General features: G+C 70.9%; 15 protein-coding genes and 1 pseudogene. 8 read left to right on the top strand and 8 right to left on the bottom strand.

The genetic code is table 11. The annotated features are described in order from the left end of the window. Positions 1 to 195: 195 nt before the first annotated feature. Together ACFQRJ_RS08690 and ACFQRJ_RS08685 are read right to left on the bottom strand one after the other, a co-directional pair. Positions 196 to 1094, bottom strand: a pseudogene (locus ACFQRJ_RS08690) (IS110 family transposase); the annotation flags it as partial. A gap of 83 nt (positions 1095 to 1177) precedes the next feature. After that, positions 1178 to 1462 (bottom strand): hypothetical protein, encoded by a 285-nt coding sequence (locus tag ACFQRJ_RS08685; RefSeq protein WP_377018611.1) that lies wholly within the window; start codon positions 1460 to 1462, stop codon positions 1178 to 1180. Positions 1463 to 1633: 171 nt separating this feature from the next. Here ACFQRJ_RS08685 and ACFQRJ_RS08680 point away from each other — a divergent pair, with 171 nt between their 5' ends. Beyond that, positions 1634 to 2353, top strand: a complete 720-nt coding sequence (locus tag ACFQRJ_RS08680; RefSeq protein WP_377018610.1) for a hypothetical protein — start codon at positions 1634 to 1636, stop codon at positions 2351 to 2353. 127 nt (positions 2354 to 2480) lie between these two features. Here ACFQRJ_RS08680 and ACFQRJ_RS08675 read toward each other — a convergent pair whose 3' ends face one another. The 4 genes from ACFQRJ_RS08675 to ACFQRJ_RS08660 form a co-directional block, all read right to left on the bottom strand. Next, positions 2481 to 2627 (bottom strand): hypothetical protein, encoded by a 147-nt coding sequence (locus ACFQRJ_RS08675; RefSeq protein ID WP_377018609.1) that lies wholly within the window; start codon positions 2625 to 2627, stop codon positions 2481 to 2483. 12 nt (positions 2628 to 2639) lie between these two features. Next, complete coding sequence (locus tag ACFQRJ_RS08670) at positions 2640 to 2828, bottom strand: hypothetical protein (protein WP_377018608.1); 189 nt, start codon at positions 2826 to 2828, stop codon at positions 2640 to 2642. A gap of 248 nt (positions 2829 to 3076) precedes the next feature. Next, the gene (locus tag ACFQRJ_RS08665; RefSeq protein WP_377018607.1) at positions 3077 to 3619 is read right to left on the bottom strand and encodes a TetR/AcrR family transcriptional regulator; all 543 of its coding nucleotides are present in this window, start codon (positions 3617 to 3619) and stop codon (positions 3077 to 3079) included. A 155-nt stretch (positions 3620 to 3774) separates the two neighbouring features. Then, positions 3775 to 4941 (bottom strand): FAD-dependent oxidoreductase, encoded by a 1167-nt coding sequence (locus tag ACFQRJ_RS08660; RefSeq protein WP_377018606.1) that lies wholly within the window; start codon positions 4939 to 4941, stop codon positions 3775 to 3777. Positions 4942 to 5144: 203 nt separating this feature from the next. Between ACFQRJ_RS08660 and ACFQRJ_RS08655 the strand changes: the two genes are divergently transcribed. The 3 genes from ACFQRJ_RS08655 to surE all read left to right on the top strand — a co-directional run bounded on the left by ACFQRJ_RS08655 (position 5145) and on the right by surE (position 8935). Then, positions 5145 to 6674 (top strand): adenosine deaminase, encoded by a 1530-nt coding sequence (locus ACFQRJ_RS08655; protein ID WP_377018604.1) that lies wholly within the window; start codon positions 5145 to 5147, stop codon positions 6672 to 6674. 537 nt (positions 6675 to 7211) lie between these two features. Beyond that, positions 7212 to 8144: a PfkB family carbohydrate kinase gene (locus ACFQRJ_RS08650; RefSeq protein ID WP_377018603.1), complete on the top strand. Its 933-nt coding sequence runs from the start codon at positions 7212 to 7214 to the stop codon at positions 8142 to 8144. Then, complete coding sequence (surE, locus tag ACFQRJ_RS08645; RefSeq protein ID WP_377018602.1) at positions 8144 to 8935, top strand: 5'/3'-nucleotidase SurE; 792 nt, start codon at positions 8144 to 8146, stop codon at positions 8933 to 8935. Before ACFQRJ_RS08650 ends, surE begins: the two co-directional genes overlap by 1 nt. A 23-nt stretch (positions 8936 to 8958) precedes the next feature. On the opposite strand, the gene ACFQRJ_RS08640 is transcribed toward surE, so the two are convergent. Continuing rightward, positions 8959 to 9945, bottom strand: a complete 987-nt coding sequence (locus ACFQRJ_RS08640; RefSeq protein WP_377018613.1) for a LacI family DNA-binding transcriptional regulator — start codon at positions 9943 to 9945, stop codon at positions 8959 to 8961. Between the two features lie 157 nt (positions 9946 to 10102). Here ACFQRJ_RS08640 and ACFQRJ_RS08635 point away from each other — a divergent pair, with 157 nt between their 5' ends. From ACFQRJ_RS08635 to ACFQRJ_RS08620, 4 genes are all read left to right on the top strand, one after another. Continuing rightward, positions 10103 to 12181 (top strand): glycoside hydrolase family 127 protein, encoded by a 2079-nt coding sequence (locus ACFQRJ_RS08635; RefSeq protein ID WP_377018601.1) that lies wholly within the window; start codon positions 10103 to 10105, stop codon positions 12179 to 12181. After that, a complete protein-coding gene (locus tag ACFQRJ_RS08630) occupies positions 12181 to 13503 on the top strand; it encodes an extracellular solute-binding protein (RefSeq protein WP_377018600.1) in 1323 nt (440 codons plus the stop codon). Before ACFQRJ_RS08635 ends, ACFQRJ_RS08630 begins: the two co-directional genes overlap by 1 nt. A 9-nt stretch (positions 13504 to 13512) precedes the next feature. Continuing rightward, a complete protein-coding gene (locus tag ACFQRJ_RS08625; protein WP_377018599.1) occupies positions 13513 to 14478 on the top strand; it encodes a carbohydrate ABC transporter permease in 966 nt (321 codons plus the stop codon). A 182-nt stretch (positions 14479 to 14660) separates the two neighbouring features. Then, the gene (locus ACFQRJ_RS08620; protein ID WP_377018597.1) at positions 14661 to 15476 is read left to right on the top strand and encodes a carbohydrate ABC transporter permease; all 816 of its coding nucleotides are present in this window, start codon (positions 14661 to 14663) and stop codon (positions 15474 to 15476) included. 294 nt (positions 15477 to 15770) lie between these two features. Here ACFQRJ_RS08620 and ACFQRJ_RS08615 read toward each other — a convergent pair whose 3' ends face one another. Then, entirely contained in the window at positions 15771 to 16643 is an 873-nt protein-coding gene (locus ACFQRJ_RS08615) for a class I SAM-dependent methyltransferase (protein ID WP_377018596.1), read from the bottom strand. Between the last annotated feature and the right edge of the window lie 45 nt (positions 16644 to 16688).

Genomic DNA, 16688 nt, shown 5'->3' with positions numbered 1-16688 from the left:
ACGAACGCCACCCCGTTAGTATCCCGAATCACCCACCTCGACCCACAAACCTCCAGGTCAACGGGTTGATAGCTCGCCAGCGACATCACCGTGCATCAAGTCAGGAGAGGTAGGCGGCCGCGCGGCGCAGGACCTCGTTCTCCTGCTCCAGCGGCCGGATCCGCCGACGCGCATCACCCAGCTCGGAGGACTCCTCGCGGGCTCGAAGGCGGTGCCGTCGCCGATGGCCAGGAGGATTTGAGCGGCGGTTTTGATGCCGATCCCCAGCATGCTCATCAAGACCGAAGCGAGAGCGAAGTCCTCCAACGTTGCCTCGACCTCCCGAGCCACGGTGGCCCGTTGCTCCTTGAGCTGACCAGCAACCCGTGGGACCACCATCTCCACCGCCGCGGTGGCGGGAACGACCACGGTCTGCTCGCCAAGTGCACTGAAGGTCTGGTCGACCAGCGCTTCGGGACCGCGCCGGGAACGGGAGCGGGCGAACCGCAGCACTCTGCCGCGCCCCGCAGCCTTCAGCCCCGTTGGGCCGCCGAACTTCTCCAGGAGGTCGAGGACCAGCCCGTGGCCAGGCTCCCACCGGTGACGACCCATTCGAGGGCGGGATGGATCTGCGCCAGCAGAGAGCGAATCCGGTTCAGAGCCCTCGTGGTCTCATGGGCGAGGTCCTTATCGCAGCCCGCGAGGACCTTCAGGGAAGAGAGGACCTCGCTGTCACGGTCCACGCTGCGAAGGGTGTGGGGCATGGTGCGAGCGGTGTCGGCGATGATGAACGCATCCCGCGCATCGGTCTTCGACCTGCCCGGATACAGGTCCGCGGCCTTCCGCATCGCCAGCCCCGGGAGATAGGCGACGGTGCAACCGACGTCGCGGGCGACTGCAATCGGCAGCGCACCGATGGTGTTGGGGTTGGGCTGGCCGACGACCATCAGCACTTCGCCATGGTTCTGCAGGCTGGTGAACAGCTCTCGGCGCTGGGCCTCGTCCTGCGGCAGAGGCTTGTCGAACAGCCGGTTCCCGTCGGGGTCCAGAGCGCAGGCGTGATGCTCGCTCTTAACCACGTCCAAGCCGACCACGACCGCACATCTCGGTTCCATGATGCTGTCCTTCCCTGGAGCATCACTGCTGGTCGCAGCCACGACACCCGGTGCCGGCACCCACGTTACGAAGAGACCTCAGACTACTCGTGCTGGGTCCAATCCGACGTGTAGCCGTCGTTCTGGGCTCCGTCCCGGTCGGAGGCGACCGAGGTGCACACCAGCTCCACACCGATGGTCTCGGCAGCGGGATCGGTGAAATCGACCCGCAGCTCGGGCTCGGGGTCGCGGAACTGGCGGGAATCCAGCAGGGAGAAGCGGGCCAGAGAGCCGATGACGAAGCCGGTGGTGACAGGCGGCGACGGCCGTGCGGCGTGGCCGGGACGGATGCCGGGATAGGGCCTCCCGAGCCGGTGTCGTTGTGGCAACGTGACGTCGCAGTGAAGCATCAGGTGGTGACCCACCGATAAATTCAGGCGGCCGAGTCCCGCTGGCCTGACGGCCGCGGGAACTAAGCGCCCGCGCAGGTGAAGGGCCCCCATACGTGCGGGCGACTTACCCTGTCGTGCGAGGTTCTGAGAGTCTCGTAGCCTGCGGACATGACCTTCGCCGGGATTCTCGCATTCTTCGGGCTGGCCGTGGTCACGGTGGACGTGCTGGGCGGCGTGATCGCGATCAGCGTGCTGCTGCGCGGAGGTCGCCTGCGCCATCTGCTGGCTTTCCACGGCGGCTACGCCACGGTGATCATCGCCGCCACCCTTTTCCTGCACCCGCTGCTGACGCTGCTGGAGCGCTGGCTGCGGCCGGTCCTGGAATCCAGCGACGCGATCGGGGCGATCGAGGTCGTGGCCGGCCTCGCTCTCGCGGGCTTCGCCGTGCACCAGGCGCGCGAGGCCGGGCGGCCGCCCACGCCGCACGGCCCGCTGCAGAACCGCAGCTCCCCGCAGCGCCTGGGCGCCGTGCCGCTGGTCATGGCCGGCGTCGCGTTCGCGGGCACCGCCCTGGCCGACCCGGGCTTCGCGATCTCCGTGGGCATGGCGGCCCAGGAGCCGCGGCTGGCGGTGCGCGCGCTGCTGCTGGTGCTGTGGAACCTCGTCTACCAGGCTCCGCTGGTGGCGGTCACGATCGCCGCAGCCGTCGGTCGGCACGAACGCTTCGCGGAGCGGGTGATGGAGCTGATCGGGCCGCGCCGCCAGTTGCTGCAGGGCGCGCTGGCGGCCGTACTCTCGGCCGGCGCCCTGGCCGTGCTCGGGGACGGGATGTTCGCGTTGCTGGGCGAGCACGTGCCGTGGCTGCGCCAGCTGATCCTGCTGCGGTGAGGCCGGGCGTCGCCGCGGTCGTCCCGTGTCACCACAGGCGGGCCGGCCGGTTTCGCTCCGTGCGCCGATTCCGCGGGGGCCGAGGTGCCTGACTCCGCGCGCGCCATCGCCGCCGGGTCGACCCGTCTCACTCGGCGCGCGCCATTTCCGCCGGGGACTCGGTGGAGTCACCGATGCTGCGCAGCCGGTACTTCTCGCGCTGGCCGTAGGCGACCTGCCGCACGGACTCGTCGGACTCGAAGCTGGAGCCGACCGCGCCGGCGAGCACGCCCATGGTCGAGAAGCCCTAAGCCAGCGACATGTACGTGCCCAATGCGGCCTTGTGTATGAGCGTGGTCTCCAAGTACTCCTGGGGCACCAGGAACCACGCCACGTCGAGGTTCAGCACGAACAGGGCCACGTACAAGGTGGCCACGCTGATCGTGACCGTGATCAGAGTGGTCAGGCGCGCCGACGGTACAGACGCGTATGCCACCAGGTCAGCACAGAGATCCTGGCGAGGCGTCGCGGCCCTGCTATGCGCTCGGCATTCGCTCGCGATCGTGGCATGGGCAACGAGCGGGCGCACCCGATATCCGTCGTCGGACCACACGGTGGTGACCGCCGCCGGCAGCTATCGCCACCCCTGTCTCAGGCCTTCCGAGGCTCAGGGTCACCTGGCTCAGGGATGGGCAGGGCCAGGGTCACGGGGCTCCGGGCCGCTCCCGGCCCAAGTCACGGGGCTCAAGGCAGCTCGAGTACCCGGACCACCGACGCGGCGATCTCCTCGGCAGGGATGCGCTGCTGTTCCGGACAGGTCACGTTCAACAGCAACAGCCCGTCGACCAGGGCGAGCACGTCGCGGGCGCGGCGTTGCGCCTCGGCATCCGAGGCCGCGGGGAACAGGGCCGCGACGCGTTGGATGACGCGGGCATTGCCCTCCGCCATGGCGCGCTGGATCTCTGGACGTCGCGCGGCCTCCAGCACCAGCTCGTAGCGGGCGAGAGTGCGGCGCCGGCCGGCTCCGTGCAGCGCGTCGTGGAGGATGGCCACGAGTTGCTGGTGCTGGTCGCTGCCGTCCAGCGCCCAGACGTCGAGCTCGGCCAGTCGGGGCACGGCCGCGGCGAGAAGGGCCGCGCGGGTGCGGAAGTAGTAGGAGGTCGAGCCCGTCGGCAGCCCCGCCACCTCGTCGACCGCCCGATGGGTCAGGCCCCGGCTCCCGCGCTCGGCGAGGACGTCGATGACCGCGTCCGCGATCCGTTCCCGGCGCTCATCCGCAGCCGACATGGCCCCTCCTCTCTCGTGCTCGCCCTTGCCACGCATGCCAGATCCTCCGCTCTCGGTGCCTACTCGGAGCAACTCGGTTCCGAGAGGTTCCACCTGGTGGGACCTTTTGGGAACCTACCCCGCTGAGCGGTCCGGTTCCGCGGGGAGGCGGCGCCTCAGATCGGCCGGCGGAGGTCCTTGATCAGCGGGCCGACGACCTGCTCCATGGTGGCGTGGCGCAGGGCCTGGTCGCGGGCCCAGGCCGCGACCGGTGAGCGGACGAACATCAGCTTCGCCAGCCGGCGCGACTGAGTCTGGGCGCCCTCGACCCGCCGGCGCCGTCGGCGTTCGTAGAGCTTCAGCGCTTTGGCCACGTACGTCTCGTCGGTGCGGGAGAGCTCGTTGGCCAGGGCGGCGGCGGATTCCAGTGCCATGGACGCTCCGATGCCGGCGGTGGGCAGGAACGCGGCGGCCGCGTCGCCGACCAGGGCGATGCGGCCGTCGGTCCAAAGCGGTGAGCGCACGTCGGCCATGCGCCATAGGAACAGCGGCTCGTCGTCGGCCGGGAGGTCGGCGAGGTAGCGGTCGACTGGCACGCCGTAGGGCCGAAGCAGAGAGGCGAGGCGGGCGGCGCGGCCGGCCCCGTCGGCGCGGCCGACCCCGTCGGCCGCATCGCCGCGGAGCGTCTCCAGCGGCGCCCCGGCGATGACGCACAGTTGGTCGCGGCTGGGGTAGGTGCCCAGGAAGCTGCCGGCGCCCCAGCGCTCGGTGGTCTCCCCCGGGGCCGCCAGGTCGGCGTCGGCCCACCACACGTAGCAGCCCCAGCCGGTGTCGTGGTCGGGTATCCGCCGGCCGAGCATCAGCTCTCGCACCCGGGAGCGGATCCCGTCGGCGCCGACGACGAGGTCGAAGCTCGCCTCGGTGCCATCGCTCAGCACGGTCTCGACCTGCTCGCCGCGCGGGGTGAGGTGCTCGATGCTGACTCCGTCGCGGAGGTCGAGGCCGTCGGCGGCGTCGCGCAGGATGCCCAGCAGATCGCCGCGGTCGATGATGCCGAGGTGGCCGTAGTCGGCGATGCTCTCGGGCATCGACGAGGAGGTCAGCTCGGTGCCGGCCCCGTCCCGGGCAACGTAGCGGCTCATCGGTTCGCTGCGCTCGATGAAGGCGTCGTGGACGCCGAGGGCGTGGAAGACGCGGCTGCCGTGCGGCCACAGCGCCAGGCCGTAGCCGAGGTCGGCGTCCTCGTGGCGGCGGTCGATCACCGTCGGCGACTCGCCCTGACGCTGCAGCAGCGCCGCGAGCGTCAGGCCGGCGATGCCGGCGCCCACGATCAGGATCCGCATGGCCTATCCCCCGTACGTCACTCACTCTCTACAGATGTAGAGCACACTACATCTGTAGAGCGCTGCTGGAAAGGCCACCCGGGTTCTCGCATATCCGCGCCCGAGCCGCTGTCGCCCCAGTCATCGAAGAGAGCGCGACGTGAGGTGTACGGATAACTCTTATCCTGACGCCTCGTGGCGCCCGGGCGACGGATAGGACTTATGTGAACGCGCATCACTCGATCGGCACCGATCCGGACGGCACCGCCCGCACGCAGTGGCTGCTGCCCGTCAACCCGGCCGCCCATCTCGAGCACCAACCCGGTGACTGGCTCGAGAGGCGCGATGCCACCGCCGTGTGGGAGGCGATCGCACGGTCGCAGCCGGTCGAGCGGTGGTGCCTGCGCAGCGGGTTCCGCACGATGCAGATCGGCGACCTGATCTGGGCCTACCTCTCCCGGCGACAGGAGGTATGTGCCGTCGGGGTCGTGCGGGACGTTGCCCATGAGGAGGGCGGCTGGTTCGTGCATGTCGACTGGGACGAGGCCCGCACTGCTCGCCTGTGTCGCGACCCCGTGCCGCGCAGTTCTTTCGAGCAGGTGCCGATGTCGACGTGCCGGGCCGACGCCCACGCCGCCGAGGTCCTGTCGCAGCAGTACAAGAACACAGGCTCGGCATATCCTGCCCTGATGCACCTCCACGCCGATGACGTCCGGTCCCTGCCCAAGGTCGCCCTGCACGACCACCTCGACGGCGGCCTGCGCCCCGAGACCGTGCTCGAGCTGTGCCGCGACCACGACATCGACCCGCCCGGTCAGAGCGCGGAGGAGATCGCCGAGTGGTTCCGCGCCACCGCCGATTCCGGCTCCCTGCCGGCCTACCTCTCCACCTTCGAGCGCACCCTCGCCCTCATGCAGACGGCTCCCGAGCTGCGCCGCATCGCCCGCGAATTCGTGGAGGACATGGCCGCCGACGGGGTCGTCTACGCCGAGACTCGGTGGGCTCCCCACCAGCACACCGGCGCCGGGCTCACCCTCGATGAGGCGGTCCAGGCCGTCCAGGACGGGCTCGACGAGGGCGTGGCGGCTGCCGCGGCCGGCGGGCACCGGATCGTCGTCGGCCAGCTGCTGGCCTACCTCCGTCACCTCGAGCCCAGCGATGACCTGGTCGAGATCGCCCGCGCCCGTCGCGATTCCGGCGTGGTGGGCATCGACCTCGCCGGGCCCGAAGCCGGTTTCCCTGCGAGCCGGTTCCGCGCCCAGTTCGACCTCGCCCGGCGCCACGGGGTGCGGGTGACGATCCACGCCGGCGAGGCCGACAGGCCCGCCTCGATCGCCGACGCACTGGACTGCGGGGCCGAGCGGATCGGGCACGGCGTGCGGCTGATCGAGGACATCTCCGATGACGAGCTCGGGCCGACCGCCGGCCGCATCCACCGAGAGCAGGTCTGCCTCGAGGTGTGCCCGAGCTCGAATCTGCAGACCGGCGCCGCGACCGATCTCGCCGGCCACCCCGTCGGTCCGCTGCACCAGCACGGCTTCGCGGTGGCGATCAGCTCGGACAACCGGCTGATGAGCCGCACCAGCACCTCCCGGGAGATGGCGATCTCCGCGAGCACCTTCGACTGGAGCCTCGAGGATCTGGAGCAGATCGTGCTGACGGGCCTGGATGCGGGCTTCGCCCCCGCCGAGCAGCGGCGGGAGCTGCGCGAGGAGGTCGTGCTGCCGGCCTTCCGTGTCGCGCGGGAGGGGTAGGCGCGCGGGCGGCGCACGGAACAGGCTCGGGAGGGGTAGGCGCGCGGCGCAAGGACCAGGCGCGCTCGCTGCAGCGCGGGGCGGCGTGCCGCATCCTGCTGAGCGGTACTCACACGACCAGGCGCGCCCGTATATGCCGCGTCGGGAGGCTGGAGTACCGCCCAATAGGTCGAAACCGGTTCTCGCCCAACTCTCCTCCGCCAGCGCGGCGGGCGCTGGCACGAACCTGTAGCTGAGCGGCCCGTGCCCTTCTCTCAGAGGGGTCGCGTGCCGCTGTGCTACACCTTCTTGCCAGGTGCCCGATGCCACCCGGGTCCCACTTTCTTGCCAGGTGCCCGATGCCACCCGGGTCCCACTTTCTTGCCAGGTGCCCGATGCCACCCGGGTCCCACTTTCTTGCCAGGTGCCCGATGCCACCCGGGTCCTACCCGCTACGCAGGCACCGACCGACCACTCGGACCAACCGTTCCCCTGCGAGTTCCCGCCACGTACCCTGCGGTGCCAGCGACCCGGACAGGTCGACGGAAGGAAGCGCACATGGGACACGTCGTCGTCTTCGCGCCCGCACCCGTGCTCACCGTGACGGTGGAGGGGCAGCACGGGGAGCCGGAGATCCACATCCACGCCGGTGGTCAGGGAATCTGGCATGCACGGATGCTGCGCGCCCTCGGCGTCGAGGTGACGATGTGCTCCGTGATCGCCGGCGAGACCGGCCGCCTGCTTCGCCACCTGATCGACGATGAGGGGATCGAGCTGCTCGCCGTCGACGGCAGCGCGCACAACGGCGCCTACATCCACGACCGCCGCGACGGCGAACGGGTGAGCATCGCCGAGGCCGGCGGAGACCGGATCACCCGCCACGACCTCGACGAGCTCTACGGCCTCACGCTCAAGGCCGGCATGGACGCCGGGACCGTGATGCTCAGCGGCGCGGTGAGGGAGGACATCGTGCCCGCGACGATCTACCGGAGGCTCGCCTCCGACCTGAACACGGTGGGCTGCCAGGTGATCGCCGACCTCTCGGGGAAGCGGCTGACCATGGCACTCGCCGGTGGTCTCAGCGTCGTCAAGACCGCCCACGATGAGCTGGAGGCCGACGGTCGCGCCGCGGGCACCGACGTGCCCGAGCTGGTCCGCGCGATGCAGCAGCTGACGTCGGAAGGGGCCTCCCATGCGATCGTCACTCGCGCGGACGAGCCCACCTTGCTGCTGTCGGACGGGGAGCTGAGCGAGGTGCAGATGCCCACGCTCGAGGTCGTGGACACCCATGGCGGCGGCGACTCGCTCACCGCCGGGGTCGCGGCCGCGATGGCGGCCGGAGCCGACTTCCAGGAGGCCGTGACGCTGGGCGCGGCCGCCGGGGCCCTGAACGTCACCCGTCACGGACTGGGCTCGGGCACCCGCGAGACCGTCCACCGGCTGCGCGAGCTGGTGAGCATCCGCCCCCTCGACTCCGTGGGAGACGAGTGATGGAGCGGGCCCTCACGGCGCTCGTCACCAACGACGACGGCATCGACTCCCCGGGGCTCCACCGCCTCGCGCAGGCCGCCCTCGACGCGGGGCTCGAACTGCTCATCGCTGCCCCCGCCTCCGAGGCCAGCGGCAGCAGCGCCTCCATCACGGTGGCGCAGGAGGACGGCCGCATCCTGTACGAGCGACGCGGACTCGCCGGCCTCGACGGAGTGACCGCCTTCGCCGTGGAGGCCGGCCCCGGGCTCATCACGCTCCTCGCCGGCCATGGCACCTTCGGCCCGACGCCGGATCTGGTCCTCTCCGGCATCAACCGCGGCATCAACGTCGGCCAGGTCGTCCTCCACTCGGGAACGGTGGGGGCCGCCCTGACCGGAGGCGTCAACGGGCTGCGAGCGCTGGCCGTCTCGCAGGAAGCGCCCACGGGGTCCGAGGTGCTGGACTGGACGGCGGCATCCGCCCTGGCCCAGCAGGTCATCCCCCGCCTCGCCGAGCAGCCCCGCGGCACCGTCCTGAACCTCAACGTGCCGATCTCCGCCGGGGACACCCTCCCCGAGCTCCGGGCGGCGACCCTGGCCGAGTTCGGCGTCGCCCAGACCACGGCGACCGAGAGGGACGAGGGGGCCGACGACCATGTCCGCCTGGCCGTGTCCTCGCCCTCCGCCCGGCCGCGTCCAGGCAGTGACGCGGCCCTGCTGGCGGACGGCTATGCCACCCTCACCGCCATCCGCTCCGTCACCGAGGATCCCGCTGTGGCACTGGAGGACCTGGTCAGCCAGATTCGCGGATAGCGGCGTGGCGGCACACGCCGCCCTCACAAACTCGAGCCCCGCACCTCCAGGCGGGGCGTGAGGACCTGGCGCCGGGGCGGCTCATCCTCGCCCTCGACCAGGTCCAGCAGAGTGCGACCGGCCAGGCGCCCCAGCTCCGCCAGCCCCATGTCCACAGTGGTCAGCCGAGGCCGTGAGGCCAGCGCCATCACGTCCCAGTTGTCGAAGCCGACAACCCGCACCTGGGCGGGCACCTCGATGCCCCTCTCGCGCAGCCGGTCGGTGACCCCGCGGGCGATCTGGTCCGAGCCGCAGGAGAAACCGTCCACGTCGGGATGGGAAGCCAGCAGCATGTCCACCGCGTTGCGGCCCCACTCCTCGGACCAGTGCCCGAACAGCGGCGGCGCGATCAGGGACTCCCCCAGCGACTCGGCCACCGCGACCGCGCGGGAGGAGGCCGAGTGGTGGCGCTGCGGCCCGGTGACGTGGACGATGCGGCGCGAGCCCATCGAGGCCAGATGCTCGGCGGCCATCGCCGCACCGGCCCCCTCGTCGGCCACCACCGCGAAGTCCTCGGGGTCATCGGACGGCGAGAAGGCGTAGACCGTCGGCAGATCCAGGCCGATCGAGGGCCGCGGATCGGTGGTGCGGCCGGTGATGATCAGGCCGTCCACCCGCCGCTCCTGGAGGGACTGCAGGTAGTGGCGCTCGCGCAGCACGTCGTCCCGGGTGTCGCACAGGATGATCGCCATCTTCCCGGCGGCCAGCGCGTCCTCCACGCCCATCAGCAGCGGGATCGTGAAGCGCCCGAAGCTGTCCGTGGTCAGCAGGCCCACGGTGTACGTGCGGGTATCGGCCGGGCCGCGGCCGTTGGCCCCGATCACGAAGCCGAGCTCGGAGGCCGCCTCCTTGACCCGCACCCGGGTGTCCGCGCGCAGCTGTCCCGTCTCGTTCAGCGCCTTCGAGGCGGTGCTGACCGAGACCCCGGCGAGCGCGGCGACATCGGCGATGCGCGGCATCGGCTTCGACATGTTCTTCACGTGACCTCCTGGCGTGCTCCCGGGCTCCGCCGGGGTCGGCGGGGTGGACGGCGGGGGTTGTGGCACCGCGGGAACGCGTGCCATTATCTCCACAGAAACGCGATTTCCGCACTTTCCGCAACGACGCACACAGTGAGGCTCGTCCCAGATGACCCATGCATCGACCTCCGCGCCCGCCCCCGTGAGCGGCTCCGGCCTCGCCGACGGCGCATCCCCGACCGGTGACCGCCAGGCGCACGACGCTCCCCCCTCCGAGTCGCTGACCTCCGGTTCCGCCGGCGGGCACCTCGCCGCCCCCGCCATCCCGACCGACTCGGCCCGTGCCGTGCTGCGGCCCCTCAACCCGGGCGCCGCCCGCATCACCGGCGGCTTCTGGCACACCCGCCAGCAGCGCAACCGCACGGCAGCACTGCGGTCGGGCTACGAACAGCTCGAGACCTCGGGAACGTTCCGCAACTTCCGGATCGTCGCCGGGACCGAGCAGGGCGAGGCCTCGGGGATGATCTTCCAGGACTCCGACGTCTACAAGTGGCTCGAGGCCGTCGCCTTCGAGCTGGGCCGCGAGGACGACGAGGCCCTGCGCGCGATGGCCCGCGAGGTGACCGCGCTGATCGCCTCTGCCCAGCAGGAGGACGGCTATCTCAACGCCGTCCACACCCTGCGCCACTCCCCCGCCGAGCGCTACACCAACCTCGCCTGGAACCACGAGCTGTACTGCTACGGCCACCTCATCCAGGCCGCCGTCGCCCTGGCCCGCAACGCCGGCGAGACGGCACTGCTGGAGGTCGCGCTGCGCATCGTCGATCACCTCCGCACGATCTTCGGCCCCGAGGGGCGAGCGGCGACCGGCGGCCACCCCGTGATCGAGATGGCCCTGGTGGAGCTGTACCGCTACACCGGCCGCGAGGAGATCAAAGATCTTGCCCGCTTCTTCCTCGATGTGCGCGGCCGCGAGGAGACCTTCCCCGGCGCCCGCCCGGGACCCGGGTACTTCTCCGCCCGGGTGCCGGTGCGGGAGACGACGTCGGTCGAAGGCCACGCCGTGCGCGCCCTGTACCTGTTCGCCGGCGCCACCGACCAGGCCATCGAGGACGGTGACGCCGAGCTGCTGGCCCGCACCGAGGCCGTCTTCGCCGACCTCCTGGCCACCAAGACCTACGTCACCGGCGGCATGGGCGCCCGCTGGGACTTCGAGGCCTTCGGCGACCCGTTCGAGATGACCACCGACCGCGGCTACGCCGAGACCTGCGCCGCCATCGGCGCCATCCAGTGGGCGTGGCGCCTGCTGCTGGCCACCGGCAAGCCGCAGTACGCCGACGCCGTCGAGCGGCTGCTGTACAACGCGTTCCTGGCCGGGGTCTCCCTGACCGGGACCGAGTACTTCTACGTCAACTCCCTCCAGCTGCGCGAGGGCGCGCTGGCCGACGAGGGCCGCTCGATCGCCCACGGCCGCCGCGGCTGGTTCGACTGCGCCTGCTGCCCGCCCAACATCATGCGCACGTTTGCGAGCCTGGATCACCTGGTGGCGACCGCCACGGCCGACGGCCTGCAGATCCACCAGTACGCCACCGGCACCTGGAGCACCGGGGTCGGTGCGGCCGACGGCTCGGACGAGCTGCGCGTCTCGGTCACCACCGAGTACCCCTACGACGGCCTGGTCCGTCTGCGCATCGACGCGGCTCCGGGCTCGGCCCGTCGGCTCACCCTGCGGATCCCGCCGTTCTCCCGCGGCGCCGCGCGGCTGACGCTGCGCGGCCAGGACGTCCCGATCCCCGGCGACGCCGAGCAGGTCGAGCTCGTTGAGGTCTTCTCCCCCGGCGACGAGCTGGAGCTGCAGCTGGATCTGACCCCGCGCTTCGTCGGCGCCCATCACCGCCTGGACGCCTCCCGCGGCGCCGTCGCCCTCGAGCGCGGCCCGCTGGTCTACGCCCTGGAGAACGCCGACCAGCCGGACGCGCTCACCGTCGACGACGCGGCCGTCGACCCCGCCAAGGTCCCGCAGCCCGGCGCTGCGATCCCGGAGCTGGACGGCGCGGTGCCGCTGGCCGTCGACGGCAGCGTCGTCCAGGTCTCCGACTCCGCTGCGGCCTGGCCCTACCCCGTCCACGGCAGCCCGGACGCCGCCGAGACCCGCACCGCGGCCACGTGGACCGCGATCCCCTACTTCGCGTGGGCCAACCGGGGCGTGGAGCCGATGCGGGTGTGGCTGCCCCTCGAGGAGGAATGATGCTCACCCGGCGCAGTCTCCTCCGTTCGGGGCTCGGCCTCGGCGCCGGCGCGACGGGCCTGGCCGCGCTCGCCGGGTGCGCCGGCAGCCTCCCGCCGACGGACACCTCGGCGCCCGGCTTCGGGGAGGACGCCACCGGCACGGTCACGGTGTGGTGCCGTGCGGCGACCCAGACCGCGATCCAGGCCGTCGCCGCCGCCTTCAACGAGGAGCACGAAGATCTCGAGGTCCAGGTCCTGCCGATCCCCGACGCGCAGTACGTCACCAAGCTCGCCACCTCCATCCGCGGCGGCTCGGTGCCGGACCTGGTCGACTTCGACCTGATCAACTGCCCGCTGTTCTACGTGCGCGACGCCTTCGCCGACGTCACCGAGCTCGTCGAGTCCCTGCCGTTCTTCGACCAGCTCTCGGCGGGGCACGTCGGCCTGGTCACCTACCAAGACCGCATCTACGGAGCCCCGTTCGCCGGGGACTACTCCACCCTGTTCGCCAACACCGAGCTGCTGGGGCAGGCGGGTTTCGAGCTCGGCGAAGTCGCCGGCAGCCTGGACTCCCTGATGGAGGCCTGCCAGACGATCAAGCAGGCCCTGCCCGACGTGCACCCATGGTCCTTCCCCGGCAACGCCGCCGGTGCCATGGGCTTCACGATCCAGCCCATGATCTGGGCCGCCGATACGGACCTGCTCACCGGTGAGCTCGGTGAGCAGTCCGGGAACGTGCACGGGAACGAGACGGTCGAAGCCGTCCTGGAGTTCCACCGCCAGCTGTGGGTCGACGAGCTCGTGCCGCAGCGCAGCTTCGTCGAGGACGGCGCCCAATGGGGCAACGACTACCGCTCCGGCGAGGTCGTCTTCTTCCCCGGCAACTACAGCGTCTGCGTCACCGAGGCCGAGGAGGACTTCCGGCCGATCTCGCAGAACGTGCTGCTGCCGGGGCCCGAGGGCGGCGTGGCCACCTTCTCCGGCGGGGACAACATGTGCATCCTCAACGGCGCCCGCAACCCGTCCGGCGCCTGGCAGTTCCTGCGCTACTGCCTCGAGCTCGAGATGCAGCGCTCGATGCCCGCCTCGGGCTACATGCCCATTCGCTCCGACAGCGCCGACGAGGAGTTCTCCTCGACCTACGAGCAGGCCGTGGTGCCGGTGACCAACCTCGACGAGGGGTACGTGCCCTCGACGCTGGCCTACAACCTGCTCTACAACCAGCAGGCCGGGCCGTGGCTGGCGATGGTCCGTCGGGCCGTGTTCGACGGCGACGTCCCCGGCGCCATGGCCGAGGCCCAGTCCGAGTACGACCGCATCCTCACCCAGACCCAACTCTAGGAGCCCGTGATGTCCGCACTCGACGCTGAGGCGCGGCTGGGACCGACCGGGGCGAGACCGGTGGCCGAGGCGATGCCGCCCCGGCCCCGGCGCCGTCCCAGTTCGCTGACCCACCGCCCGAGAACCGGGATGCTCCTGGTGGCTCCGGCCATCGCCCTGGTCTCGTTCTTCGCCCTGATCCCGATCGTGTTCGCCGCCTACATCTCCTTCACCAACTGGCCGCTGATCGGCGAGTACCGCTTCGTGGGGCTGGCCAACTACACCCAAGCGCTGGCGGACCCGGGGATGTGGAAGGCGCTGCGCTACACCCTGCTGTACACCGCGATCGTGACCCTGCCGATCCTGCTGCTGGGCTACGGCCTGGCCGTGATCGTGCGCGCCAACCGGCCCGGCTCGACGCTGCTGCGCACGATCTTCTTCATCCCCTTCGTGGTGGGCCTGACCACCCTGAGCTACATGCTGGTGCTGGAGGCGCAGCCGAACTCGGGCGTGATCAACCGGATCCTCGCCGGCCTCGGCATCACCGACGGCTCCACCGCCTGGCTGCTGGATGGCACACAGGCCACGATCCTGCTGTCGCTGCTGGTGATCTGGGCGGTGCCGGGGCTGACGATGATCCTTCTGCTCTCGGCCATGCAGGGCATCCCCTCGGAGGTGTACGAGGCGGCCGACATCGACGGGGCCAGTTGGCTGCGCCGGGAGCTGTCGGTGACGGTGCCGATCATCCGCCCGGCCATCGGGATGTCGCTGATCATCTCCGTGATCGGCTCGTTCCTGGCCTTCAACCAGTTCTACATCCTCACCAAGGGCGGCCCGGGCACGGACACCATGACCATCGTCGCCTACATCTACAACCGCGCCTTCGTCGAGATGCAGCTCGGCTCGGCCACGGCGATCTCGCTGATCCTCGTGGTGTTCACGGCGCTGATCACCGCGGCCCAGTTCGTGCTCCTGAGAGGAAGTGACGACCAATGAGCCTCTCGCGCGAACACGCATCCGACGCGCAGGCACCGGCCGCCTCCGGCCGACCATCGTCCGGCGACCCGGCACGCGGCCGCCCACCCGCCGACAGCACGAGCGGCCGGCCGTCCGGTGGTGGCACGACGAGCGGCCAGCCACCGGCCAACCCGGTCTCGGTCACCAAGGATCGCCGCCTGGTGCCCTACATCGTGCTGGGCACCCTGTTCGCCCTGATCTTCACCGTGCCGCTGGCCTGGTCGATCCTGCGGGCCTTCCAGCCCAACGACGTGATCCTCGGGACGCCCGGGCTCGGCGAGATGTTCGACCTGACCGGGGAGAACTTCGCGATCTTCCTCTCCGGGGAGGCGACGATGTGGCGCCCGGTGGTCAACTCCATCGTCGTCTCGCTGTCCACCGCGGCGCTGACGGCGGTGGTCGCGACCCTCGGCGGCTACGGGTTCTCGAAGTTCCGCTTCCGCGGGGCACGGCTCGCCTTCAGCCTCATACTGCTGTCGATGATGGTGCCGTTCCAGGCGATCCTCACCCCGCTGTACCTGCTGATGAACTCCGTGGGACTGACCGATTCGCGGTTCGGGCTGATCCTCTTCTCGACGAACTTCGCCCTGCCTTTCGGCATCTTCGTCATGAAGAACACCTTCGACACCGTGCCCCAGGCGCTCGAGGACTCGGCGATCGTCGACGGCGCCGGAACCGGCCGGATGCTGGTCAGCGTGCTGCGGCCGATGATCCTGCCCGGCATGGCCAGCGCCGCGCTGTATGCGTTCCTCACCTCGTGGACGGAGTTCCTGGGCGCCCTGACACTGCTGACCACCGAGCGGTACTTCACCCTGCCCGTCGCCCTGCTGAACATCCAGGTGGGCACCTACGGCGAGGTCAACTACGGCCAGCTCGTCGCCGGCGCCGTGATCGCGATGATCCCCTGCGTGATCCTCTACGTCAGCCTGCAGCGGTTCTACGTGAAGGGCTTGGCCGCTGGGGCCGTGAAGGGCTGAGCCGTCAGGCCGCGGAGCTCGGGGCGGCGGCGCCGAACCCGGAGCCCCGTGCAGGAGCCGGGCTGTGCGGCGGTTGGCGGGCGCGGGCACCGGGGTGGATCCTGCTGGACGGTACTCACATCGACAGGCGCGGCCATATATGCCGCGCCTGTCCCCTGGAGTACCGCCGAGTCGACATCCGTCCCCCGCCAGTCGGCCAGCCCTCCATCGGCCTGCCCGCCATGCGGCTCCGAGGAACCGGACTCCGAGGAACCGGGCCTCGACACAGACACCGACGCTGGAAATGCGGTGTTCTCACGAATGGGTCGCCTGCACGAAGCTCACGCGCCCGGTGCGGTCCTGGATATGGTCGAGTTCGCGGGCTCGGTCGAATCCGGCCTCGGTGAGGAGGGTGACGATCCCGTTATCGTCGCCGCCCTCCTTGTCGCCGACGGTGGGCACCGGTGCTCTGCGGGTCGGCAGCACGGCAAGGAGGTGGCGCATCGCGTGAGCCGGTCCATGGCCGCCCGCGCGGGGGTGGCCATGGCCGCCCCCAGCTGCGCGACTGCGACCACGGCCGCCCCCACGTGCGCGTCCATGGCCGTGGCCACTCGCGGCCTCGCTCCCGAGCGCCGCGTGACTCCCGTGCGTGCTCCCGCCCTCGTGCTCGGCGTCGGACCTTGGCCCATCGAAGTCGGCGATGGTGATGGTGCCGCCGGGCCGGAGTGCCCGAAGCGCCTCGGCGGCGAAACGCGCCCGGTCCGCGGCCTCGACGTGGTGCAGGGCCAGCGCGGAGACGATGTGGTCCAGTGAGGAGTCCTCCACGGGGAGACGGTCGGCGTACCCGCGGATCAGGGTGAGTGGGAAGCCGCGCCGTCGGGCCTTGCGCGCCGCTCGTCGCAGAGCACCACCGTCCGGGTCCAGACCCGTGACCTGGGCACCGTGCTGGCGACCGAGAATCGTGAGAGCGAAGTTGCCGGTGCCGCAGCCCACGTCGAGCACCGACTCCCCGGCTCTGATGCCGGCGAGCTCGGCGCCGCGACGGTGCACTGCGCCGGCGCCGGCCACCTTGGTGATGATGTCGTACAGCGGCATCAGCCAGGCGCGGCCGATGCCGGGCAGGAAGGAGCGGTCCCGTTCCTGCGGCGTGCGGTGATCGAGGATGCGGACGTCGGGCCGGCTCGTCATCTGGTCTCCTTCGTCGGGTGCCGCCGCGCGAGTCCCGCGGCGGCG

Source organism: Brachybacterium sp. GCM10030252 (assembly GCF_042666535.1).
Taxonomy (GTDB): Bacteria; Actinomycetota; Actinomycetes; order Actinomycetales; family Dermabacteraceae; genus Brachybacterium.
Note: the sequence above shows the minus strand (reverse complement) of the source record. Positions and strands in the feature narration are given on the sequence as shown.